Below are 22,249 nucleotides of genomic sequence, written 5' to 3' on the forward strand. Positions count from 1 at the left end.
TTCAGCCATCGGGGACCAGGCTTTTTAATCGGTTGAGTGGGTGTCGCCGTTAGAAGAGGAATTCAGAAACGCGGTCTGCAGATCCGCTCCGCTCTCATTCGCGATAATCTTGCGCTCGTGATGAATGAGCTTGAGTTGCCCCGTCTCGACGATCTGACGGAGAGGGGCCGGCCGCCCCAGCAGGTAACCCTGACCCTCATCGCAACCCTCGCTAGTCAACCGGGAAAGCTGGTCATCAGTCTCGATACCCTCGGCCAGAACCGGAATACCGAAGGCTTTGCCGAGAGCGATCACCGCACGGATGATAGCGAAGGTCTGCGGACTGCCCTCTCCTGAGTCACAAAATGAACGATCGATCTTAATCCTGTCGAAGGGGAAGGACCGAAGCGTGTCGAGCGACGAATATCCGGTTCCGAAATCGTCGAGCGCGACGCTGACCCCGAGTTCTTTGATCTGGTGCAGCATGTGCAGCGCACGCTCCCGGTCCGTAAAGATGGTCGACTCTGTCAACTCCAACTCCAAGCGTTCAGGCGCCAGACCCGTTTCGGCGAGCGTGGACTTGACGAGTTGGACGAGGTCGACATGCATGAACTGCACAGCAGAGACATTCACGGCAATCTTGTACGATGGTGACCACAACGTTGCTTCGCGGCACGCCGTTCGCAGGACCCACTCGCCGATCGGGAGGATCAAGCCATTCTCCTCTGCGAGGGGGATAAACTCGGTTGGAGGAATCGGGCCGAGCTTTGGATGATTCCAGCGTAACAGTGCCTCGTAACCATGAATCTGGCCGGTCGCGATGGATGCCTGGACCTGATAATGTACAGAGAGCTGGTCCCGCGCCAGCGCGTCGCGAAGATCAGCGGCCAGGCTGCGACGGGCGCGAAGTACCTCGTCCATTGCAGGCTCATAGAACCGGACTTTTTGGACCGGATCCGCCTTGGCGCGGTACATGGCGAGGTCGGCGTTGTTTATGAGCGCCTCCTTATTGCTCGCATCGTCCGGCCACAGGGCGACGCCCAGGCTGGCATCGGATGGGATCTCAAATCCATCAAGCTGGATGCACTTGGACAAAGCGCGTTCCAGGCGTCCGAGGAACTCGGAGATGCTCCCCTCGTCATTCATGCGATACAAGGCGGAGAATTCGTCGCCACCAGTTCTGGCGACGAATTCTCCCTCACGCAGCAATCCCTTGAAGCGCCTGGCAAGGATGCGCAGTACTTCGTCCCCGGTCGTGTGGCCGCGCAGATCGTTGATTACCTTGAAGCGATTGAGGTCGATCCCAACGAGGGCAAATTTGCCCCTGCGCCCACGCGCAAGCTCGATTTCGAGGTCAAGGCGGTCATTGAAACTGGCACGGTTCGGAAGCCCGGTCAGTGTGTCGCTCATCGCCATGCGATGAAGCCGCTCCAGATTTTCCATGCGGGTGCTGTCGTCGATGAGATAACTCGTCATCCCCGCGGCGACGATGACGAGCGCGACGGCGATGATCGCCAGCGCCAGAGCATGGAGAGCTTCCAGGTTGGCGAACGACCCTTCGATCTGTGCGGGGGCAATTCTAAGCGCCGTCATGCCGGTGAAATGCAGGCTGATGATCGCCAGTGCCAGGATAACGGCCATGAAATTGCAAGCATGTCGACCCGGCCGCGTTGCAATGTCCAGCGCGACGGCCGAAAAGGCGGACGCAAGCGCTATCGAGACCAGGACGTACCGCATGTCCCAGGCCATGATGCCTTGCACCCGATAGGCCATCATTCCTGTGTAATGCATGCCGGCAATTGACAAGCCGACAATCGCGCCGCCAAGTGCGGGCATTGACCCAGTTCGACGGCTTCCAGCAAGGACGAAACCGGCCGTACTTCCGATGACCGCTATAAGCAGTGAAGCTATGGTTAAAACTGGGCTGAAGCTCACAGGCACGCCGGCGTTAAATCCGAGCATGGCGATGAAATGAGTACACCAGATCGAAACGGCACCGGTAAGAGCCGTTAGAAACTGCCAACCGTGCTTTTGCAAACCACTTGTGTCGAGCGTGCGGCAGAACAGTCGTGCGGTCACCCACGAGCCGATACAACAGAGGAGTCCTGCGCCGGTCACCAGCCAAATATTGTGCTCATGGACGATGCAGCTAAGGATCGGCATCATAGATAGTTTCCTCTAGGCCTTATATAATGTGTCGGAGCCACACCGATCGTCGTTGGCGAATTACTGCGGCGTTATTCCCGTAAGCGAAGTAAATTAGTGTGAGTAACCACCCTGAAGCGCTCTCCGCCGCGGCCTGTGTCCACGACGGCTCTTTAGGCGCTGACGTCCATGCAACCAATCGAAAGCCGGCGAGTAACTGCTTCAACTGGCCGGCTTCCGCGGCGAGCTGCGATCAAAAGAGTCGTTCTAAGGAGGCTGCTCAATGATACGAGGCGGGCAAGGCATGCAGCGGGGAGCACAAGACGCTGCAACCGCATTGTTAAAAGGACTAGCCTGAGCGCCACCGAATTATGCATCGATAACCCGCTGGTAACGGAAGATCGTCCCTTCTTCCGAGCTGACGGCCTCACCATGGTATGGAGCAGATCCAGCATTAGGAGGGCACCCGCGGCACGCAGTCCGTTCGCCAAATGTGCCTTTTGGGAGCCGACAGGCAGGCGGAACGGAAGCGTGGTTTCCGCACGTACGATGCCGGCCTGGTCCGCAGTGTTCTGGCTGCGTGGGTCACACCACCACGGTTGGAAAATGGCCATGAAAGCCGACCGGTGGTTCTCTGATACTATAGCCGTTACGCTGCCGATCAGACCCAGGATGAAGACAGCAGTGTGAGGAAGAGCGCCCGTTTGGTATAACAATTTTCTTCGACCCGTTTCCCGCATTCGCCGAACATTTTTTGACTAGGTTCTGGTAAATGGTCTTTTTAGATTATCGGAGATGTGATTCAGCCCTGGTCTTTGCGGAGACCTTCGGACGCGAGAGGACCTGGCGGGCGAGGAATACGCCATCATTGGCGTCTTGCACCTGCTTGCGCGCCGACGAAAGTCGGGACAGGGGCTGGATAAACGGACGTCTCACCGAGCAGATGAAGAAGGGCGGTCGGAACTGGACCGTCGAGCGTATCACCAAGCATGCTTCTTAGTTTTTCTCGCAAAATTCAGGAAAAGACTCCATCCGTAATCAGACTCCTTCGGCGCGGTGCTACCGCTTGCACGTCATGACCTGACGAAACGATAGGAAATTCCAGTAAACTGAGCTGGTTAGACCCCACGCCGGTCAGCTTGGAACCACGTCAATTGTCACTTCGACGCTCGCGCCCCTGGTCCGCCGCATTGATTCAGTCCTGGTCGAGTCCAGGAGTAGCAACCGCCGTATTTGGCGCTGAGCCCTAAAGACAAATGTCAGTCGCCCTGCATGTGAAGGCTACCTCCCAGCGAATCGTCAGGATAGAAAAATAATCATGCACAGAAACCGAACTTCGTTGGCCTAGAGCAGCCCATACGGGAATCATTGCTAACATCGATCTATCTCGAAGTTGCGCCGAATGTGTCTCAATAATGGGATATTTGACGCCTGTTGACTTCACCTAACTTGACGTTGCATTCGGCCCATAAAGGAGCGATATTGCCGGTCATGATTTCCGATCGCCCGGCTGCAAGTCTGTTACTAGTCGAAGATGACGAAATCACACGTGATCTCCATAGCGCCGTATTGATTGGCGCTGGTTTTAACGTCAATACGGCTGGTACATTATCAGAGTTGCGTCGACAGATCGGTCACGCACGTTTTGACGTTATTCTGCTTGATCTTCGCCTTCCCGATGGAAACGCTCTCGAGTTGGTCTCTGATCTTCGGAGTATCAGTTCCGCGGGCATTATCGTTATAACGTCCAATCCTGCGGCAACAGACCGGCTGAAGGGCCTGGAAAGTGGCGCCGACCAATATCTGGAAAAGCCGGTCCACCCGCGAGAGCTTGTCGCCTGCGTCCGCAATCTCTCGACGCGCGTACGAACAGCCGCATTCGCGGACAAGAACGCACCAGTCTATTATTTTGAAGGCTGGTCTGTAGATTTGAGCGCAAGAAAGGTATTCGCAAATAGTGGAAAATCCATCTCTTTGACCGAGAATGAGTTTCGCATATTAGATGCTATGATAAGAAATGGATCAAAGCCGCTTCATCGTGATCGTATACTTGCTCTCATGAATGATGACGAAGAGATCACGACGCGCGCCGTCGACAAGGCAATCTACCGCATGCGCATCAAACTACGGGCCGTTCATGATTCTTCTACGCCGTTGATCGAGACGGTACATGGTTTTGGCTATCGTCTGACCGCAAGGCGGTTGTAGATCACCCTGGATACGCGGACAAGATGAGAAGAGGGATCGGATCCTCCTCCCTTGCCGATGATGGGGTCTTGTCGCAACGGAGAGATGCGGCTTTTGACCGTCCCGTATGCTGCAAACATGACCAACCATATTCGGCGTAACGGTGATGAGGGTCTGCCTCCAGTCGGTTTGGGGTCGTTTAGATTTATGATTTCCGCTTCACTGAAATAGTAGATTCCAGCGTAGGGAAGCTTGATCCCAAAACGATGTTGCTCCTGACAAGGAAGACCTTCATCTTCTGGGCCAATGTCGGCTTTAATTTCTTCGATCCTACCGACAAAATCCAAGTCGTAATTTCGAGGCCATCCCGTATAGACACGAACTACATCGCCGACCGAAGGCGGAGGACATGATGCGCGTTCTTTGTTAATAATAAAGATATGTTTTAATACGCGTGGAAATTTATTAATCATAACCGATTGACCCCGTGTTCCGCCCTGCCACGAGGTGCTTCACGGTCCAGGCGCCCCGCATCCCATCCGTCCGCCTCCGGACCTGGGACAGTGCTGGCCGGCCGGAAGGCGAACCGGATTTGGCCTTTTTTTGGCTTCGGGTCGAGTCTTCGCCGACGGTAAAATGCGCGACGATATCGCCTAGTTCCGCCGTTTCACCTTTCAGAGACCGCGTGGCCGCGGTGGTTTGTTCAACCATTGCCGCGTTCTGCTGCACGACCTGGTCCATCTGGGTCACGGCGATATTCACCTGGTTCAGTCCCGCCGCCTGCTGCTGGGCAGAGGACGCGATCTGACTGACGAGATCGTCGATCTCGGTGACCCTGGCCATGATGGCACCCAGCGCCTTGCCGGTCTCGCCAACAAGGCCGACCCCCTGGCCCACATGACGCGACGAGGCCGTGATGAGGGTCTTGATGTCCTTGGCGGCTTCGTCAGAACGCTGCGCGAGGGCGCGAACCTCAAGGGCCACGATTGCAAACCCTCGCCCCTGGTCACCGGCACGGGCGGCCTCGACGCTCGCGTTCAAAGCTAACACGTTGGTCTGAAAGGCGATGTCGGAAATCATCCCGACAATCTGGGCGATCTGGCTCGACGATTTCTCAATTTCGCTCATGGCGCGGATGGCGTGGTCAACGATCTCGCCGGAGTGGGAGGCATCCGCCTTTGCCGCGTTAACCGCCTCACTGGCTTGCTTGGTACCCTCGGCGGTCTTCGTCACTGCCCCCGTGATCTCGTTCAGCGCGACCGCCGTCTGCTGGAGGCTAGCCGCCTGCCTTTCGGTCCGTCGCGACAGGTCATCGGCGGCGTTCGCGATTTCATCCGCGCCCGTGCCGATCGTCTCGGCCGTGCCCTGGACCTGGGCCAGCGTCGACGACAATTGCGCGATGGCTAGATTGAAGTCTTCGCGCAGTTGCCGGTATTCTTCGGGCATGCTGTCGCCGATACGATGAGTCAGGTCGCCCTTGGCAATCTTGCCCAGCGCCTCGCCGACCGCTTTCATGACGGCGTCGCTGGTCGCTTTGGCGCGCGCCTCCGCTGCCTGGCGCGCCGTTTCCAGTGCGTCGAGATAGACGGAGATCGCGAAATCCATGTCGAGCATGGTGGCTTTGACGACGGCTCCGAGTTCCGCAGCCACTTGCTTGGCCGGCGCCCGCTTGGTGCCGAGCACCCCCTTGGGCCAGCGGGCCTCGAGCACCGCCCCGATTAGGGACTCAAGTACAAGAGCGTAGCCTCCGATATACCAGCGCGGCTTCAGGCCGATCCGCGCATGCGTCTGCCCGACTGCCGTGACGGCGCTGACATAATCCTGATTGAATTCGCCGTTCGATATAACGTCCCAATGCCGAAGTTGCCTGCTCTTCGCTGACGTCACCAGATTAGAATTATGAAAGAATCTCGCGGTTTCCGGAAACATCGTAACCTGATCGTAGAATGCATCCAACGCTTTGGGCAGTTCCCGCATCAATATTGGTTTGGTATTGCGTATGTTTTTTTTGCTTCTGTGTCTAATTTCATAAACCTGAGGCGTTCGAGAATCTGTGCGTCGTTGGGCATATTATGAACTCCGAACGGCTTATTATTAGATCAATTATAATATTCCGTATCGGAACCTAAATAATTAGACGTTGCGGGCCGTTTTTTCTAAGAAACTTTGAAAACACTCGATCCATGTTCAAGCTCCTTCGGCGCGCTGCCACCGTCTGTGTGTGATGGTTTCAAAAAATCGTCAGAAATTCCCGTCAACTGAACCAGTGAGCACCGGGTCGGGCAGATTTGAGCTGGGCAGAATTTTCACTTCGACGCTCGCACGCTCGGTTCGCAGCATTGATCCATTCCCGGACAGGCAAAGGGGTAGCAGCCGGCGCATCGAGGCGCTGAATCTTACAGACAGACGTCAGTCGCACGGCATGTGATGCCTACCTCTCGGCGCATATCAGAGCGGAAAATAAGTCGTGAAGACAAAACCGATTTTCTTGGCATAAAGTGCCATGCACATGAATCATTGCTAACATCGCTCTATCCCGAAGTTGTGCCGAATGTGTCTCAATATCGGGATACTTTGCTGTATATCGATTTTCGCCTCGCCTGACGTCGCATTCGGCCCATAAAGGAGAAAGTTCGGTGGGTGACCGTACGGTAAACGCTATCGCCTTTGGCATCCTCACGCCCGAGGGTGTCGTGGCCTATTGCAGTTCACGTTTCGCACGCATCATACACGCTTCTCAAAAAGGCCCCATCGCTGGCGTCTCCATCACAGCTTGGCTTGAGCCAGCATCTGGCCCGCTGTCATCGTCATGGTTTTCCACGATCTTGACCATTGAAGGAACCCTCCGCCTAAAAGGAAGCCTGAAAACTGTTCAATATCGCTTGGAGCCGATGACAGCGACCACGGATCGGACAGAAAACGGAGCGATCATCTTCTTGGGTGATGACACTCAGACCTTGGATCTGATCCATGCGCAGGCCTTCCAACTCAATCCCGGCCTCTCGGCCATATCCGTTCTGGAAACGGGAGAGCATCTGGATGTGAACCCGGCGTGGCTGTCGGCCATGGAATATCAGCGCTCTGATGTCATTGGGAAAACCGCGCGAGATATGAATATCTGGGAAAATATCTCGTTCCGTTCCGAGATTGTGCGCCAGTTGACGACATATGGCCGCGTCGAGAACCTGGAAGGGAGAATGCGGACCAAGAGCGGAAAATTGCGCGATATCATCGTTAGCGCTGAACGGGTCTCATATTTCGGCCGGACATTGGCGGTTTTCGCGTCTCACGATATCACCGAGGTCAAGAAATCGCATGCGGACCTGGCCGCACTCAATCGGCGACTGGAGGCTCGGGTTGCCGAACGCACTGCTGAACTGGAGACCAAAAACAGGCAGCTCCTCGACGCTGTGAAGCGTGCTGAAGCCGCAAACGACGCTAAAAGCCGCTTTCTGGCAACGATGAGCCATGAAATCCGTACCCCTCTGAATGCCATCATCAATATGGCAGAGCTTCTGGCAGAGGAAAAACGGACTGGTCTCGACGCGAAGTATCTGTCCAATATTGTCAATTCGGCACAATCTCTTGCAGCCATCGTGAACGATACGCTCGATTTCGCCAGTATAGAAGAGAATGAGCTGAAAATTGTTCCAATTGAGGTGAATGTCGAGGTCATTGTTGAAGGAGTCATTCGCAGCCTTGCGCCTCTTGGGCACCGCAAGGGAGTCGAACTTGTTCTTTCCATTGCGCCGCGATTGCCGGAAGATATCTGCGTTGATCCCACTCGCCTGCGGCAGATTTTGTATAATCTGATAGGCAATGCCATAAAATTCACCCGATCCGGTTGGATTGGGGTCTATGTCGATCTTGCGACGACAAACGGTTATCATGAACTTCTTTTATCCGTCTGCGACACCGGAATTGGCATCGAGCCGATTGATCAGAATCGGATTTTTGACAGATTTTCAAAGATTAGTCCTGGCTCGGACGACGCGACGAGCGGAACCGGCCTCGGGTTAAGCATTGCGCTGGGGCTTGCCCAGGCCATGGGTGGTGCGATCGGTGTCGATAGTTCTCCAAACCATGGAAGCACATTCCGCGTAAGCCTACCCGCAAGTTCCTGTAGCGCGCCACCACCAGACATGCCTTTAAATGAAGTCATCATACTGGGTCCGGGCAGTAAGACACGCTCTGGCCTGGAATCGGCTTGCATCGGGTTAGGCGTCGCGACACGGGTGGTGGAGCAGGGGGATGCGATATCGGGCTCTCCGCTGCTTGGTGTAGCATTGGTCGTTCTTCCGTTATCCGTTTGCGCAACGTCAATGATGGAGTGGTACGAGCGCGCCTGTTCACTATGTTCCCGCGTCATCGTTTTCAGCCCCATAGGGCAGACGACCGAAGTCCTTAGCGGCCTGGCACTTGAGAATAGCCAGATTGAATTTTATCCCATCGGGCGATCCAGCCTTTCCGCGCTCCTGAACGGACAAGACTCGTCGGCACGCTCCGAAGATGGTCCACAGATCGCACTTTCCCTTGCTGGTTTACATGTGCTGATTGCTGATGACGTCGAAGAAAACAGGCTTGTTGTCGAATGGGCCCTTAAGGCATGTGGCGCGAGAATCACAACTGTTGACAACGGAGAAGACGCCGTCGGCCTGATCAAGCAAGGCGTGTTTGATCTTTTATTGCTGGATCTCCGGATGCCTGGCCTTGACGGATATGAGACAGCCGCAAGGATCAGATCTCTCGGTGGAAGGGCCGGAAAGACGCCAATTATTGCGGTCTCAGCCAATGTCACGCCTGACGGGTCAAGAATGCAGGCCGCCGGAATCGACAACTTCCTAGCAAAGCCGTTTAGACCATCGCGCTTGCGATCAGCAGTGCTAAAGGCCTTGGGCAGATCCCACACAGGCGAGCACGATGCCGTAACCCAAAATCCGCATCCCATTCTTGATGCGGCTTTTCTGGCCGCTCAACTGAGCTATGCCGGCCCTGAGGCTATATGCAGGGCAATCGACGCTTTTGGCCAGCATCTAGAACGGCGTCTGTGTAGCATTGAAACGGCGCGGAACGACGCGGATTGCATTGAGGCGATTCATCGCCTTGCTGGGGCCGCCTCCTCCCTTGGTCTTTCAAGACTTTTCAACTTATGTGTTGAACTTGAAACCACATTCAGTTCCCACGACCGGGTCAATCGTGCCCGTAAGTTTGCCGCAATTCGGTCACTCAGTGAGAGCAGTGCATTTTATATAAAAAGATATAGAAATAATATAACGTAATATAATAACCAACGAAAAATGCCGTCTAGGGCGATCAAGCGTCAAGAGCGCGATCCGCATCTTATTGTCGGGCATTGCAATACCAAGCGGTTAGCATGACCACGGGTCATGTTCCGAATGATTTGCATGGCATGAGACGGTGCGGCGATTTTTTGGTGCCCCGACCGTCCGCGCGATAGTGACAGTCGATATGAACCTGCCTCGCTTATGGCCAGTTCAGTGGACGTAGCCCTGGAAGGGCCCGAAGGGAACGCTCCTGGTAATGGGCCGCAGAGCGCCTTGTTCCTTCTCAATATCCACGCGGGATCTAGTACGATCCGATCTATAAACTGTGATCCGGCTGCAGCGGCGCCTGAGTGAAATATTGCGTCGAATGTTCGGGAGCGCACATCTGCCGTCCGAAGCGCTGCCGTAATGTGCCATCCGGAACCTCAAGCACTGCGATCTCGGGCCTTATGCAATTATGGCTATCGCCATAGACATCGTTGGACACCCAGTGCAGGCGGGCGGTCAGCTCGGCCTGCGGCGCGACGGCGACCGGCAGCAGGACAGGACCGGGATTCATGCCAGCGGGCGGACGCCGCTCCGCAGGTACCGAATGATGCCCCTCGTCCTCGAACCACAACACCGGCAGCGCCGGCAGCTTGCAGGCGGCCGGACCGAGATTGCGGAGCACAAGCAACGTGCCGCTTTGCGACATTCCGTCGAACCGACCATTTTCATCGTCGAAGCCGAGTGACAATTGCGCAGCGGTACAATCCGGAAACGAACGGGACACGGGAGCCGCGGATGCCGCGCGCATGACGACACTCATCCCCAGCATGAACATCAGCAGTTTCATGGTCTCTCGCTTCCTTTGTGCCGGACGGAACATCGGCTCCTGATGCACCATAAAATCCTGGGACTAAACACCTGCCTTACCGGTCACGACGAATCCAGTTGGGAGGACGTCCAGCCCGAAACTGGCGTGACCGTCAATGTCAGCAGGAGCTTGCAGACGTCGCGGTCTTGGTTATTCGTGAAAGCGGCCGCTGAATCGCACGCTACAAGCCCGTAATTGGCTTTCCAGAGCGCACCGATCGGCCCATAGGCCAGCGTAAGAACATCCGGTTTCTCGAGGCACGTGAAGTCCTCCAGATCGAACCTTGTTAGGTCGTGCCTTGTGCAGCAGGCGTCCGGGGAGTGCGCGGAGCCAGAGAGCCGCGTCCATGACGAACGCGCACGCGATCGGCCCAATATTCCGGCACACCGCGCATCAGAGCAGATAGAGGCGCCGCGCGTTAAGTCTTTGCAGCGCCCCCTCTGCACCTTCCTTGTCGCGTCGCAACTATGCGCCCATTCTTTCCTTTTCGGCTTCACGTTCGACTGCGTCATCGACGCGGTGCCCAGACGGCCTCCTGATGTGAATGACGCTAAGACTGCCTTGTCCTCCGTCCAGGATCGTCGCAATTTCCCGCGAGACGCGCTCCGCAGCCACGACGAGCGCCGCATCGAGATGGATATAGTTCTGCGTTACACCGCGCGCCGCGTGACCGAGAAGCCCCGCGATCGTTAATTCCGAGAAGCCCAGATCTCCAGCGATGCTTGCGAAAGTATGGCGCAGCACATGGGGCGTGATACCTTCCAGCTTTGCCTGGGCACAAACCCTCGACAAGACCCGTACGACACCGATGAAATGGCCAGTTCCTATATCGGCGGGAAAGACGAAGCGGGAGGGCGAGCCATTCGTCTGGGCCTCAACGCACTCGATCGCCGCCTCGCCCACGACACGGACCTGTTCGCCGCTCTTGGTATCTGGGAAATAGACGCAGTGGTCGGCTCTGCTGACCCACTGGGCCTGAAGGCCCAGCACTTCCATTCGGCGAAACCCGGTCAGAAGCATCAGGCGTATGGCGGCCAGAGCGGTCGGGTGTTCGCCATTCTCCATGGCTTCCCGCATCGTCGCGCCGAGACGTCCGATTTCGGCCGCTCCGAGTCTCCGCTTGCGTTTCGCGACGGCGAGTTGCCTGACGCCCGTCGCGGGGTTGGTTTCGATAATATTGTGGCGTGCCGCATGGCCGAGAAGCGCCCGGAAGGTGCTGATCGTGCGGCTTGCGACGCCGGCGCCTCCCTTGGATCGTCCGCCACGTCCCTTCTTTTTGGCAGCTTTGACGGATTTGCCCTTCGCGATATCGGCCTGCATCGCTTCGATGTCGCCTAGGGTCAGGCCGCTGATCAGTCGGGAACCAATCAGCGGCTTGATATGGGTGGCAATCCGGCTCCGGTCCATCTGCAGGCTCGATGCCTTGATCGGTCTCCTGTTGCGGCCGAGAATCGTGCCGGCCTCCGCGGCTTCCAGATACCAGTCGCATATCTCGGACACAGTCATGCCCGCCCGGACGGCTTGGCGTTCGGCCGACGGGTCTTTGCCCTGCGCGACTTCGGTCAGTCGTTGCCGCGCCATGTCGCGTGCGATTTCGACCGTCAGCACACCGTAAGGGCCCAGGACCAGTCGCCGCGTCCGGTTTTCCGCGTTCCGATATTGGATCAGAAACGCCTTCGACCCCGAAGGTTTTACCCGGACGCCGAAGCCGCGAAGCTCTCCGTCCCAAATGAAGGCTTCAGACTTCGCATTGGACTTTAACGCGTCGACACTACGCTTTGTAAGCTTTGCCATTTTCGTTAGCTCCGTTTCGATATCGTTCCTAGTTTGCTTCCCCGGCTCCTGCGGCGGCGGGCCGGGGAAGCAGGGGGGAAGCAAATGGGCGCGTTTCGAAGGGTAGGAGCAGGATAGAAAAGGGATGGACCGGTGCAACAAAAACCGTTATATCTAAATGTCTTATAGGGCGGCAGGATAGCAAAACATGCTGTGGCGTAGTTTGCCTTATCGGGTTGCCAAGGTTGGGGTCGTGGGTTCGAATCCCATCGCCCGCTCCAGATTTTCCAAGGAAAATCAGTCGGTTAAAGCGGCCCTTCGGGGCCGTTTTTTGTTTCCCCATCCCCGGCAGACCAACCGGGGAAGCGGGAGGGAAGCAAACGGCGGCGTAATCGCCGCCGCTTCCGAATACTGGCGACACGAGCGTCTTCCCGTGTGACGAGCGAAGTTTTTCTGCCGTTCGCGACGCCTTCAAACCTACCGTAATCCACGAACCGAAGCGACGCGCTTCATGCGTCCGTGGCTAGGCATGTATCATGTGAAAATGATGCAACAGAACCAGTTTTCTTCCATGACACGCTTCGTTGTGCCTGGCGATGCAGGGCACGTGACGTCAATCGGCGGGCTGGCACTCTTATTTATCATGATGTCCTGAAAGCCGTATTCGGGTGGAAGCGTGCAGCCTCGTTTCCGTTTTTCCGATTCGACTTGTCGGAGAGAGGACAGGTGGGATTTCGCGACGGATTGAAGGTTGGAGGAGAGTCCTCCGGCCGTCATGGAGTTTCCTGTCACGGCAAATGCCATCCGGAAGATCATGCCGAGCGGGTCGCGCGACATCCCCTTCAACAAGCTCGTCCTGACCCTACGATGGCTTCGCACTCTCCATTGTTCCGGAACATGGCGGAACGCAGCCCTCGATACGCGATGAGCCGCCCGGCGATCCGCAGCAGGTCGTGGAGTTCGCCCTACTGTGCGTGCGAAAATTCCGGCTGGGCACATGGGGACCCGATCTCGGCCGCCACTGCACCCGTGTGATGGATTACCACTACCGTCTCTGGCTGATGCGGACATCACAGACGGGGAAAGCCCTGCCCAAGCTGGCTGAACCCGTTCACGGTGGGCTGGCGAACCGCCGGCGATATTCTCGCGGCGCGAGGCCGGTGATCCTGATGAACAATTTACGGAACGAACCCGAATCATCATAGCCGGCCTGCCAGGCGATCTCGTCGATCGACGCGGTCGTGCTCTCCATCAGGTCACGCGCCCGGCTGATCCGCAGATGCTGGCAGTATTCGATCGGCGTCAGCCCTGTGGCCTTATGGAACCGCCGCAGAAAGGTTCGTTCTTCCAGCCCGGCCTGCGCCGCCATCGCGGTTGCCGATACGGCGCGTGGATCGGCGTCTCGAAGCCAGCGCTGGACCGTGAGCACCGCCACGTCGCCATGCGTGAGCCGGGGTATGAAGGCGCGTCACATCAAGCCCTCGATCCCCGTCACGGGGGAAAACGGCATTCCCATTCGCGATGAGCTGGTTCTCAGGCTGGATCTCCGTTCGCAGTGAGAGTGCGAAAGGTGGACATGCCGATTGCGTCAGATCGTCGCCAGTCAGATAGCGGACGACGCCAGGACCGATCATGCGCATGACATCGCTTCATTTCCGCCATGACATCCGCGTCCATATCGGACGCCATGATGCCGCCTTCCAAGAGCAGGACGGTCGCAAGACAGAGACGCCCGTTCGAGAATGGCAACGGATCCAGCCTACCGCCTGACGAGCCAGAAGATCAGCGAAAGGGCCACGCTGATCACGACGCAAGTCGCGACCGGCGCGTAGAAGGTGAAATTCTGCCGCTGGATCACGATGTCGCCCGGCAGCCGCCCAAGCGGCAGTCGTGACAGGAAAGGCCATAGCACTCCAACGAGCACCAGAACGATGCCAAAGGCGATCAGGGTTCTGGACATACGGCTCCCTCAGCGTTGAGCGAGCTGGCCTACGAGCTTTTTATTCTCTTCGGTCAGCGCGCGGACGTGCTCCGGGTTGTCCTTCTCCGCCCGCGCCAGATCGCGCTCCACTTCCTTCAACCGATGGGCGAGAGCCGCAGCAGACGGTTCATGATACGTGGTCATGGTCGCGTTCTTATTTCCTGTCCAGAATCTGGCGGGCAAGTGCGACGATGTCGGACTTTTCCATGCCCTCGGGGTTATGCCGCGCCTTCTTCGCAATCTCGCGTTCCGGCTCCGAGGCATGTTCACCGCCCTTGAGCACGAAATCCGCCAATTCCGTTACCTCGGCCTTCGTCAGCAGCTTGGGCTCCTTGACCGCCCGTTCGGCGAGGGCGTGCAAGCTGCTCGTTTCATGAGGAAGCCTGTCGGTCATGTCGATTCCATCCTGTTATGGGCGTGCGTTTCCAGTCATGGACGTGGGGACGCAAATGCGGGTCAGCAACCCTCGGACACAAGCGTGGGACTGCAGGTTGCTGTATCGGGCACGCGCGGCGGGTCGAGGAACCACGCTGGCGCAGGATTGCCGGGCATCATCGACCGTCCCGTCACCGGCTATATCCGGGAAAGCGCACGCACGGTACGGTCGTTGTTCACGTTGCCCGTGTTGAGGGTCGTGTTCGGTTCCAGCAGGACGACATGACATTCGTCGCCCAGGGCCTCGGGACAATGCTCCACGCCATGCGGTACGATAATGAATTCCCCGGCTGCGACGTCGATGTCGCGATCCCGGAAATGCATGCGCAATGTCCCGGAGACGACCAGGAACAGTTCGTCCTCATGCTCGTGATGGTGCCAGTCGAACGCCCCTTTGAATTTCGCCAGCTTGATCTGGGACGTATTGATGTCGCCCGCCACGCGGGGGTTCCAATAGTCGGAAAACATCGCGAAGGCCTGCGCCAGGTTTATCTTTTCCATCGGTCGGTTCTCCATCAGATCTGGGACACGATAGTCTGGACATGGGCGATCTGGCCCGAAAGATCCGGCGGCGCCGGAAACGCGCCGTCGAGAAGCGCCGTGCCGACTGTAAAACCGGCGGCCCCTGCCGAGGCGATGGCCCGGATCCGCTCTGCTCGATCGAGCGAGCCGGCGACAATGACGGGCTTGTCCGCCACGGCGGCGCAGACCCGTCGCAACACATTCGGCACGTCTCCAGCAAACCGATAGGCCAGCAGATCCAACCCGTGCACGCCCGGCCGGGAAGCGAGATCGACCGCGCTGCGCACGATCTCGGCCTCGGTCCCTTCGAGAATGCTGGGATGCCCGCTGATCCGGCCGGGAAAGGGGTAATAGCGGATCGTCGTGCCGTCCAGCAGCCGCAGCGCGTCATCGACATGCGTGCCGCCCAGCAGATAATCGACGCCCAGATCGATCCCGGCCTGCACCGAGCGAAGCTCGCTATCACGATCGAGCGAGACGACTTCGAGATAAATCTTCGCCCCGGCCCGCCGGATCGTGCTGGCAAGCGTCTGGAGCGCCACAAAGGGCAGGCCGATATCCTTGAATCCGATATGGCGTATACCCGCGGCGCGGGCGGTTTCGACCAACTCGGCAGCATTCTCTATCGTCCGGTCATGGCGCGTCAGCATGAAGATGAAATCGGGTTCGGTCATGCTGCGGCTCCTGGCCTCGGAACGGGTATGGTGAGGCGACAGGCGCAGTCGAATGCAGTCTCCAGGCTGGACGGATCCGCGATGCCGCGCCCCGCGATATCGAAGGCGGTGCCGTGGTCGGGGCTGGTGCGGATGAAGGGCAGTCCGAGCGTGATGTTCACACCCTGCGCCAGGCCCATATATTTCACCGGAATCAGTCCCTGGTCGTGGTATTGCGCGACCACGACATCGAAGCGTTTTTCCCGCGCCTGCATGAACACCGTGTCGCCGGGCCACGGACCGGACGCGTCGATGCCCTCGCTCCGCGCCTGTGCGATGGCGGGCGCGATGATGCGGGCTTCCTCCTCGCCGAACAGGCCGCCTTCCCCGGCGTGGGGATTGAGGCCCGCCACGGCGACGCGCGGGCGTGCGATGCCCAGCGCGCGTGCGCCCGCCTGGGCGAGGCGGATCGCCGTCATCTGGGCGGGAAAGTCGGCGCGCCGGATCGCGTCCCGCAGCGAACAATGGATGGTCACCAGCACGACGCGGATATCCTCGTTCGCCAGCATCATGGCGACGCGCGCGCCGCCGGCCTGTTCGGCGAGGATTTCCGTATGGCCCGGATAATGCAATCCGGCGGCGGCGAGCGCCTCCTTGTGGATCGGCGCAGTGACGATGCCCCGGATCGCGCCATCCCTGGCCATCTGGATGGCGGTGCTGATCGCCGCATAGGCGGCACGGCCGCTTTCGGCACTGATACGCCCCACGGGCGGCAGGGCCACGCATTCCGATGACGCCAGCACATTCAGCACCCCGTCATCGAACCGGGCCTCGGCCGGCGTCGCGACCCGGCGCACCCGCGCCGCCGGGTCGAGCGCGGCCAGGACATGGCGCATCACCATCGGGTCACCGACGACGATCCAGCGCCGTTGCGCCGGTCGCCGCAGGAACATCCGGGCCACGATCTCCGGCCCGATCCCTGCAGGATCGCCCATCGTGACGGCCAGCGGCCGGGCATCAAGGGAAGCACTCTCGATCATGATGGTGAGAATAGCGGAACGGTCCAAAGGGAAAATCGATATGAACTGACCCGTTCCGATGATAAAAACTGACCAATGAAGCGATCCGACATCCCATCGCTCGACGATCTGCGTGCGTTCGAGGTCGTAACGCGCCTCGGCTCGATGCGGGCAGCCGCCACGGAACTGGCCCTGACGCATGGCGCAGTCAGCCGCCGGATGTCCAAGCTGGCTGCCGACCTGAAACTGCAGTTGCTGGAGCCGGACGGGCGCGGCGTGCGGCCGACCAGGGAAGGCGCGCGTTTGGCAGAAGCGGCGACCGACGCGCTGAAGGGGATAGCGGCGGCGCTGGCCGAGATCAGGTCGTCGTCCGGTGCGCAACCGATCGTGCTGTCCTGCGAACGGTCGCTGGCGATGCGCTGGCTGATCCCGCGGCTGTCCGACTTCCAGGATCGCCATCCCGGCATCGACGTGCATCTCTCGACCGGCGGCGGCGCGCTGGATTTCGCGCGCGACCGCGTCACGTTGGCGATCCGGCGCCTCGATTTCCCGCTCGATCCCGACTGGGCCGTCACCACACTCGTGCCGGAGGCGGTCGGGCCGGTCATGCGGCCCGACATGGCGGAGCGGTTCGCGGGCGGAGACTATCTGGCGCTCGGATCCCGGACCCGCCCCGAAGCATGGAAGAACTGGCTGGCGTCCCGGCCGGACATTCCAGCACCGCGCGACATTCGTTTACATGACCATCATTTCATGATGCTGGAAGCCGCCGCCAATGGCCTGGGCGTCGCCCTGTCGCCCCGGATCATCGCGGCGGACGAAGTCGCGAACGGGCGGCTTCTGGCGCCGGCCGGATTCGATGCGGACGGAACGGATTATGCGTTAATCCGGCCCAGGGGCACGCAGGTGGCGGAAAGCGTGGAGAGTCTCGAGAGGTGGCTCGCGCAACAGGCAGGATAATCCGTCTGGCCGGAGCCGGGATACGGGTTTTCGCTCTCCTCTGCCATAACCCCGAAAAGGCTCTTTCCCGCAGGCAATCAGCCACTCGCGTACAGGTCTCCTGGGGCATGATGATAACGGGCGAAAAGCGGACATCGTCCGGCGGAGGATTACCAACTGTAGGTGATCTTTCCGATCACGTTCCGGTTCGCGCCGATATAGCAACCCGTGTCCGCCGAGGTGCATCCAGGATAGTAACGCGTGTTCAGAAGATTCTGGGCCGTGACCTGCAACAGCATCCCCTTCAGCCGGGGTACCATTGCGTCAAGCGCGTACTGGGCCTGCGCATCCACGAGCGTGTAGCTCGGGGACACATACTCAAGCGTGTTATCGACCAGAGTATTGCCATTGTAACGCACGCCCGCACCGATCCCGAAACCCTGCAACGGACCGCTGTGAAGATCATAATGTCCCCAGACGGAAAACGTCTGCTTCGGTACGGAAGTGGGACGCTCCCCGGTCAGGTCACCACTTCCCTTGGTATAAGCTACATCCTGGTAGGTATAGGCGGCGATGATATTCAGATTGCGCGTCAGGTCGACATGCGCTTCGACTTCGACGCCGCGGGCACGCAGACCGCCAGTCTGGGTGTAAAAATCGAGATGAACCGGGTCGGAAACCAGAACGTGGCTTTGCTTGAGATCGTACAGCGCCACCGTGAAAAAAAACCATTGAAGTTACGCGGTTGATATTTGAGTCCCATCTCGAACTGTCTGCCGCGGGTCGGCTTGAAGGGCGTTCCGTTGAACGACAGGGAGTTCGTGGGCTGGAAGGATTCCGCGTAATGGAAACAAGGAGAGAGGCCCGAGTCGAACGCATAAAGTATGCCGGCACGCCATGTTGTCGCCTGATCCGCCTGGTTGAACCCATCGTCATCCGTCACATCCCGCGTGTCGATCCGCGACCAGTCATGACGCACGCCGCCCTGCACATGCAGCCTTCCCCAGGTCATCTGGTCTTCACCGTATATGCCTTCCTGGTTCGTCGTGATGCCCTGCGCCGTAATCAGGGAAGGTGCGTCGATGGCCACCCCGTAGGACGGTGAAAACACGTCCAGCGGCGGCGCATCACCTGCATAAAGGTTCGCCGAATCGCGGATGTTCTGCCAGTTTCCTCCTACGATGACCTGATGTTTCACCGGACCGGTGCGGAAATGGCCGAGAACCTGTTCCTCGACCGTGACCGTGTCATAATGTTCTTCGGACGCATACGTCTCGCGTTCGAGCGTGCGATTGTCGTCGTCGAGCATGCCGCCCAAGGTGACCGCGCCGCCGTCTCCCGCCCCGAACCCGCCCGTGCCGGTACCCAAGCCGGAGAAGCCCCGGCCGGTGAAGAAGAAGACGAAGCCCGCGCCGAAGCAGTCCATGAAAACGCACGACAGGCTGCCCCCCGCGTCCGAGACCACGGCACCCCCGTCCTCCGAGGCGCCCCCCGCACCGACACAGGCGGCTCCTGCGCCGGGCTCCTCCGCGTCGCAGGAATCGCGTGATCCGGTGAGTTGGCAGGGCGCGCTGCTGGCCCGGCTGGAGGAATACAAGCGCTATCCGGCCGAGGCCCAGGCCGACCGGCAGGAAGGCACGGTGATGCTGCATTTCGCGATGGACCGGAAAGGCCATGTGCTTTCCGCCAGTATCGAGGGCAGCTCCGGCCACGGCCTGCTGGACCAGGAGACGCTGGCGCTGGTCCGTCGCGCCGAGCCCCTTCCACCCCCACCCGACACCGTGACGGGCGATCCCATCACCCTGACCGTGCCCGTGGAATTCTGCCTCAATCAGTCCGGGGACCAGACCCCGCGCTGAACAGAACGAAAGAACGCACCATGCCGGCCCTTTCCGAACGCCGCCGTTCCCCTCTCAGCCTTTGCTCCATTCCTGTCCGGATGCGCGCCGATCGTCACGCGTTCGAGGCACTGAGGGCACGCAGCAAACAGGCCGGGATCCGGATGACCGATCTGCGGGATGTGCTGCTGCACGGCATTCTGCGGGCGGGCGAAGGGGCGTCGGCCATCGAAATCTGGAAGACGCTGGTCGGCATGACGGACGGGCGCGCGCCCAGTTGCGGTTCGCTCCAGCGCAACCTCAACATCCTGGTGGACCTGGGCATCCTGCGCCGGAAAGCCGGGGCGGACCGCGTCTGGCGCTACGGCATCGCACCCGATTCCACCGAAATGGTCGCGACGTCACCGCCCGCGGTGACCTTTCTCGACGCGGATACGGTCACAGGACGTCGTGCGACCTGCCGGAAATCGCCGCTTTCCTGCATCGCGTCGCCGTGGAGCGGGGTTTCGCCATCCGTAGCGCCGCGATTACCGTGCTGCCCCGTGAGCACGCGGGCTGAAATCGAAACGGAAAGAATTTCCGGCGCGGGAAAACACACCCGCGCTGTTTTCAGGCGCCGCAACGGGCCGCATTCTCGCCCAATAGGACGAATTTTGAACCAGCCTTCCGGGATGCCATTCTCGTTTCCAGCCATTTTGTAATCCTGGGCGAAGGATCGTGTCTGGATTTCGCCACAAGGCGGCAACATGATCCGCCCCGTGCAAGTGGAGAGTCATGTGAAAACAAAACTGATTGCCGCCCTGCTGCTGAGCGGTTTCGTCGCGGGTGCCACGGGGGCTTACGCCGATCCGCGAGGGCCGGGCGGCCCCGGGGGCCATGGCGGCGGGAACGATCACGGTGATCATCGTGGTCCAGGCGGTGGCGGTCCCGGCGGTGGTGGCCCCAGGGGCGGTGGTCCCGGCTACGAGCGTGGCGGTCCGCAGAACGGCGGCGGCCGCATCTGGAAACGCGGAGATCGCTACGACGGACCTCGTTCCGGAATGTGGGCGGTGCAGGACTGGCGGCGGTATCGCGGCCTCTATGCGCCGCCGCCGGGTTATTACTGGGTCCAGTACGGGAACCAGTTCCTCCTGACCGCCGTGGCGACGGGCATCATTTCCAGCGTGATCGCCGGCTCCTATGGCGCCGGGCCCATGGGGCCCGGCCCTTACTGATCCCGGCAACAGAAGACCTGCGGCCCTTAGCGGCAGGTCTCTGACCCGCGGCCAGACCTCTCCCGCCTCGGGACGAGGCTGGCGCGGGATACGGATCGGCATCCGGACATGTCCAAAAATACATCTCGATATATCTTGATTTACGATATATCGAGATTTATATCGGATCCATGAAACACAGACACAGACACGCAGGCGGTCATGACCGCCGGGTTTTTTCCGCCGAAGAATCCGCAGGCCTTTCCGGGTCACGCGGCCACCATGGCCGTGGCGGCGGTCGGCGGGGGGGGCGCAACAGGCTGTTCGATTATGGGGAGATGCGCCTTCTGGTTCTCGCCCTGATCGCCGACAAGCCGACCTACGGCTATGAGCTGATCCGGCACATCGAGGAAAAATTCGGTGGCAGCTACACGCCAAGTCCGGGGGTGATCTATCCCACCCTGACCTGGCTGGAAGAGGGTGGCTACATCCGGCCGGTCGAGGCAGAGGGCCGGAAAAACTACCATATAACCCCCGAAGGCACGGCTTTCCTGACCGCGAACCGCGCGGCACTCGACGAGATCCTGGCCCGCGCCGCGACGGCCGGACCGGAAGGCCGGGGCGGGCGGCGGAACATCCCCGTGCCGGTGATGCGCGCAATGGAAAACCTTCGCACCGCCCTGCGCCTTCGGCTGCGCAACGGGGGGCTTGATCCTGAAGCCGAGGAAAGAATTGCAGCACTCCTGGACGGGGCAGCCCGCGCGATCGGACAGGTCTGAGGTCGCATCAGCCGATATGGAGCACGATCATGGATGACAGGATTTCCACGGTTCTCGATCTCTATCACACTCGGATGCAGGCGGAACGCAGCCAGCCGCGGGTGGAGGCACCCGGGGGCCGGGACGGCGGACATGACCAGCGCATGCGGGCCATCGGGCCCGAGACCGGGCGGCTTCTGAACATCCTCGCGCGCAGCCTGGACGGGCCGGCCATTCTCGAACTCGGCACGTCCTTCGGCTATTCCGGCATCTGGCTCGCCGAGGCGGCCCGCGCGACGGGCGGGAAGCTGATCACGATGGAACTTCACGATTATAAATCGGCTTACGCCCGGCGGATGGCCGAACAGGCGGGGCTGGCCGACTGGATCGATTTCCGTGTCGGCGATGCGGTCCGGATGATCGGGGAACTGTCGGGGAAGGTCGATTTCGTCTTCGTCGATTTGTGGAAGGACCTCTACCTGCCGTGCCTCGAGGCGTTTTATCCGCGCCTCAACCCGGGCGCGATCATTGTGGCCGACAATATGATCAGGCCGGGAACGGAGGACGTGAAACGCTACGCAAGGGCGATCCGCGCCCTGCCCGGCATGTCCAGTGTCCTGCTGCCCGTCGGCACCGGGATCGAGGTCAGCCGCTTTGAACCGAACTGAAATCGGCGTCTCGCCATG

The 22,249-nt window shown here is 59.5% G+C and carries 21 protein-coding genes and 1 pseudogene; 9 read left to right on the plus strand and 13 right to left on the minus strand.

Annotated features, from left to right (window positions below):
- Positions 1 to 24 precede the first annotated feature (24 nt).
- Positions 25 to 2,145 carry a bifunctional diguanylate cyclase/phosphodiesterase gene (locus HLH28_RS11870; protein WP_182959382.1) on the minus strand — a complete coding sequence of 707 codons (2,121 nt, stop codon included), beginning with the start codon at positions 2,143 to 2,145 and terminating at the stop codon, positions 25 to 27.
- Between the two features lie 1,470 nt (positions 2,146 to 3,615).
- Between HLH28_RS11870 and HLH28_RS11875 the strand changes: the two genes are divergently transcribed.
- Complete coding sequence (locus HLH28_RS11875) at positions 3,616 to 4,332, plus strand: response regulator transcription factor (protein WP_182959384.1); 717 nt, start codon at positions 3,616 to 3,618, stop codon at positions 4,330 to 4,332.
- Positions 4,333 to 4,776: 444 nt separating this feature from the next.
- Here HLH28_RS11875 and HLH28_RS11880 read toward each other — a convergent pair whose 3' ends face one another.
- A complete protein-coding gene (locus tag HLH28_RS11880; RefSeq protein WP_246396060.1) occupies positions 4,777 to 6,288 on the minus strand; it encodes a globin-coupled sensor protein in 1,512 nt (503 codons plus the stop codon).
- Between the two features lie 659 nt (positions 6,289 to 6,947).
- Between HLH28_RS11880 and HLH28_RS11885 the strand changes: the two genes are divergently transcribed.
- A complete protein-coding gene (locus tag HLH28_RS11885) occupies positions 6,948 to 9,590 on the plus strand; it encodes an ATP-binding protein (RefSeq protein WP_182959386.1) in 2,643 nt (880 codons plus the stop codon).
- A gap of 322 nt (positions 9,591 to 9,912) precedes the next feature.
- Here HLH28_RS11885 and HLH28_RS11890 read toward each other — a convergent pair whose 3' ends face one another.
- A complete protein-coding gene (locus HLH28_RS11890) occupies positions 9,913 to 10,431 on the minus strand; it encodes a DUF4232 domain-containing protein (RefSeq protein WP_182959388.1) in 519 nt (172 codons plus the stop codon).
- A gap of 486 nt (positions 10,432 to 10,917) precedes the next feature.
- The gene (locus tag HLH28_RS11895) at positions 10,918 to 12,246 is read right to left on the minus strand and encodes a tyrosine-type recombinase/integrase (RefSeq protein WP_182959390.1); all 1,329 of its coding nucleotides are present in this window, start codon (positions 12,244 to 12,246) and stop codon (positions 10,918 to 10,920) included.
- 187 nt (positions 12,247 to 12,433) lie between these two features.
- On the opposite strand from HLH28_RS11895, the gene HLH28_RS11900 reads away from it, so the two are divergent.
- Positions 12,434 to 12,664 carry a hypothetical protein gene (locus HLH28_RS11900; protein WP_182959391.1) on the plus strand — a complete coding sequence of 77 codons (231 nt, stop codon included), beginning with the start codon at positions 12,434 to 12,436 and terminating at the stop codon, positions 12,662 to 12,664.
- A 672-nt stretch (positions 12,665 to 13,336) separates the two neighbouring features.
- On the opposite strand, the gene HLH28_RS11905 is transcribed toward HLH28_RS11900, so the two are convergent.
- The 7 genes from HLH28_RS11905 to pdxA all read right to left on the minus strand — a co-directional run bounded on the left by HLH28_RS11905 (position 13,337) and on the right by pdxA (position 16,856).
- Positions 13,337 to 13,660, minus strand: coding sequence for a helix-turn-helix domain-containing protein (locus HLH28_RS11905; RefSeq protein WP_338029723.1), 324 nt, complete (start codon positions 13,658 to 13,660; stop codon positions 13,337 to 13,339).
- Positions 13,661 to 13,984: 324 nt separating this feature from the next.
- On the minus strand, positions 13,985 to 14,185 hold the full coding sequence (locus HLH28_RS11910) for a DUF2905 domain-containing protein (protein WP_182959393.1): 201 nt from the start codon (positions 14,183 to 14,185) through the stop codon (positions 13,985 to 13,987).
- A gap of 9 nt (positions 14,186 to 14,194) precedes the next feature.
- Positions 14,195 to 14,350 (minus strand): hypothetical protein, encoded by a 156-nt coding sequence (locus tag HLH28_RS11915; protein ID WP_182959395.1) that lies wholly within the window; start codon positions 14,348 to 14,350, stop codon positions 14,195 to 14,197.
- Between the two features lie 10 nt (positions 14,351 to 14,360).
- Positions 14,361 to 14,600 (minus strand): hypothetical protein, encoded by a 240-nt coding sequence (locus HLH28_RS11920; protein WP_182959397.1) that lies wholly within the window; start codon positions 14,598 to 14,600, stop codon positions 14,361 to 14,363.
- 179 nt (positions 14,601 to 14,779) lie between these two features.
- A complete protein-coding gene (locus HLH28_RS11925) occupies positions 14,780 to 15,142 on the minus strand; it encodes a cupin domain-containing protein (protein WP_182959399.1) in 363 nt (120 codons plus the stop codon).
- A 14-nt stretch (positions 15,143 to 15,156) separates the two neighbouring features.
- Positions 15,157 to 15,837 carry a 4-hydroxythreonine-4-phosphate dehydrogenase gene (locus tag HLH28_RS11930; RefSeq protein WP_182959401.1) on the minus strand — a complete coding sequence of 227 codons (681 nt, stop codon included), beginning with the start codon at positions 15,835 to 15,837 and terminating at the stop codon, positions 15,157 to 15,159.
- Positions 15,834 to 16,856, minus strand: coding sequence for a 4-hydroxythreonine-4-phosphate dehydrogenase PdxA (gene pdxA / locus HLH28_RS11935; RefSeq protein ID WP_182959403.1), 1,023 nt, complete (start codon positions 16,854 to 16,856; stop codon positions 15,834 to 15,836). The genes HLH28_RS11930 and pdxA overlap by 4 nt, the downstream gene beginning before the upstream one ends.
- 75 nt (positions 16,857 to 16,931) lie before the next feature.
- On the opposite strand from pdxA, the gene HLH28_RS11940 reads away from it, so the two are divergent.
- Entirely contained in the window at positions 16,932 to 17,795 is an 864-nt protein-coding gene (locus tag HLH28_RS11940; protein WP_182959405.1) for a LysR substrate-binding domain-containing protein, read from the plus strand.
- A gap of 149 nt (positions 17,796 to 17,944) precedes the next feature.
- Here HLH28_RS11940 and HLH28_RS18115 read toward each other — a convergent pair whose 3' ends face one another.
- Both HLH28_RS18115 and HLH28_RS11945 read right to left on the minus strand, forming a co-directional pair.
- Positions 17,945 to 18,484 (minus strand): TonB-dependent siderophore receptor, encoded by a 540-nt coding sequence (locus tag HLH28_RS18115; protein ID WP_246396090.1) that lies wholly within the window; start codon positions 18,482 to 18,484, stop codon positions 17,945 to 17,947.
- A complete protein-coding gene (locus HLH28_RS11945; RefSeq protein WP_338029724.1) occupies positions 18,367 to 19,200 on the minus strand; it encodes a TonB-dependent siderophore receptor in 834 nt (277 codons plus the stop codon). The genes HLH28_RS18115 and HLH28_RS11945 overlap by 118 nt, the downstream gene beginning before the upstream one ends.
- Here HLH28_RS11945 and HLH28_RS11950 point away from each other — a divergent pair.
- The 5 genes and pseudogenes from HLH28_RS11950 to HLH28_RS11970 all read left to right on the plus strand — a co-directional run.
- Positions 19,085 to 19,633, plus strand: a pseudogene (locus HLH28_RS11950) (energy transducer TonB family protein); the annotation flags it as partial. The gene HLH28_RS11945 and the pseudogene HLH28_RS11950 overlap by 116 nt on opposite strands.
- A 20-nt stretch (positions 19,634 to 19,653) precedes the next feature.
- Positions 19,654 to 20,313 (plus strand): hypothetical protein, encoded by a 660-nt coding sequence (locus tag HLH28_RS11955; protein WP_246396062.1) that lies wholly within the window; start codon positions 19,654 to 19,656, stop codon positions 20,311 to 20,313.
- Between the two features lie 75 nt (positions 20,314 to 20,388).
- Positions 20,389 to 20,826, plus strand: coding sequence for an RcnB family protein (locus HLH28_RS18400; RefSeq protein WP_338029725.1), 438 nt, complete (start codon positions 20,389 to 20,391; stop codon positions 20,824 to 20,826).
- Positions 20,827 to 21,143: 317 nt separating this feature from the next.
- On the plus strand, positions 21,144 to 21,584 hold the full coding sequence (locus HLH28_RS11965) for a PadR family transcriptional regulator (protein ID WP_246396063.1): 441 nt from the start codon (positions 21,144 to 21,146) through the stop codon (positions 21,582 to 21,584).
- A 29-nt stretch (positions 21,585 to 21,613) separates the two neighbouring features.
- On the plus strand, positions 21,614 to 22,231 hold the full coding sequence (locus HLH28_RS11970; RefSeq protein ID WP_182959414.1) for an O-methyltransferase: 618 nt from the start codon (positions 21,614 to 21,616) through the stop codon (positions 22,229 to 22,231).
- The last annotated feature ends 18 nt before the right edge of the window (positions 22,232 to 22,249 follow it).

The sequence above is a fragment of the Gluconacetobacter tumulisoli genome (genome assembly GCF_014174155.1).
Lineage (GTDB): Bacteria > Pseudomonadota > Alphaproteobacteria > Acetobacterales > Acetobacteraceae > Gluconacetobacter > Gluconacetobacter tumulisoli.

Bases quoted from the DNA above. Each gene is read 5' to 3' on its own strand.
- HLH28_RS11965 (WP_246396063.1), top strand. From the start codon at position 21,144: ATGCGCCTTCTGGTTCTCGCCCTGATCGCCGACAAGCCGACCTACGGC.
- HLH28_RS11895 (WP_182959390.1), bottom strand. From the start codon at position 12,246: ATGGCAAAGCTTACAAAGCGTAGTGTCGACGCGTTAAAGTCCAATGCG.
- HLH28_RS11910 (WP_182959393.1), bottom strand. From the start codon at position 14,185: ATGTCCAGAACCCTGATCGCCTTTGGCATCGTTCTGGTGCTCGTTGGA.
- HLH28_RS11945 (WP_338029724.1), bottom strand. From the start codon at position 19,200: ATGGACTGCTTCGGCGCGGGCTTCGTCTTCTTCTTCACCGGCCGGGGC.
- HLH28_RS11970 (WP_182959414.1), top strand. From the start codon at position 21,614: ATGGATGACAGGATTTCCACGGTTCTCGATCTCTATCACACTCGGATG.
- HLH28_RS11890 (WP_182959388.1), bottom strand. From the start codon at position 10,431: ATGAAACTGCTGATGTTCATGCTGGGGATGAGTGTCGTCATGCGCGCG.
- HLH28_RS11915 (WP_182959395.1), bottom strand. From the start codon at position 14,350: ATGACCACGTATCATGAACCGTCTGCTGCGGCTCTCGCCCATCGGTTG.
- HLH28_RS11875 (WP_182959384.1), top strand. From the start codon at position 3,616: ATGATTTCCGATCGCCCGGCTGCAAGTCTGTTACTAGTCGAAGATGAC.
- HLH28_RS11940 (WP_182959405.1), top strand. From the start codon at position 16,932: ATGAAGCGATCCGACATCCCATCGCTCGACGATCTGCGTGCGTTCGAG.
- HLH28_RS11930 (WP_182959401.1), bottom strand. From the start codon at position 15,837: ATGACCGAACCCGATTTCATCTTCATGCTGACGCGCCATGACCGGACG.
- HLH28_RS11870 (WP_182959382.1), bottom strand. From the start codon at position 2,145: ATGATGCCGATCCTTAGCTGCATCGTCCATGAGCACAATATTTGGCTG.
- HLH28_RS11920 (WP_182959397.1), bottom strand. From the start codon at position 14,600: ATGACCGACAGGCTTCCTCATGAAACGAGCAGCTTGCACGCCCTCGCC.
- HLH28_RS11880 (WP_246396060.1), bottom strand. From the start codon at position 6,288: ATGCGGGAACTGCCCAAAGCGTTGGATGCATTCTACGATCAGGTTACG.
- HLH28_RS11955 (WP_246396062.1), top strand. From the start codon at position 19,654: ATGCCGGCCCTTTCCGAACGCCGCCGTTCCCCTCTCAGCCTTTGCTCC.
- HLH28_RS11925 (WP_182959399.1), bottom strand. From the start codon at position 15,142: ATGGAAAAGATAAACCTGGCGCAGGCCTTCGCGATGTTTTCCGACTAT.
- pdxA (WP_182959403.1), bottom strand. From the start codon at position 16,856: ATGATCGAGAGTGCTTCCCTTGATGCCCGGCCGCTGGCCGTCACGATG.
- HLH28_RS11900 (WP_182959391.1), top strand. From the start codon at position 12,434: ATGCTGTGGCGTAGTTTGCCTTATCGGGTTGCCAAGGTTGGGGTCGTG.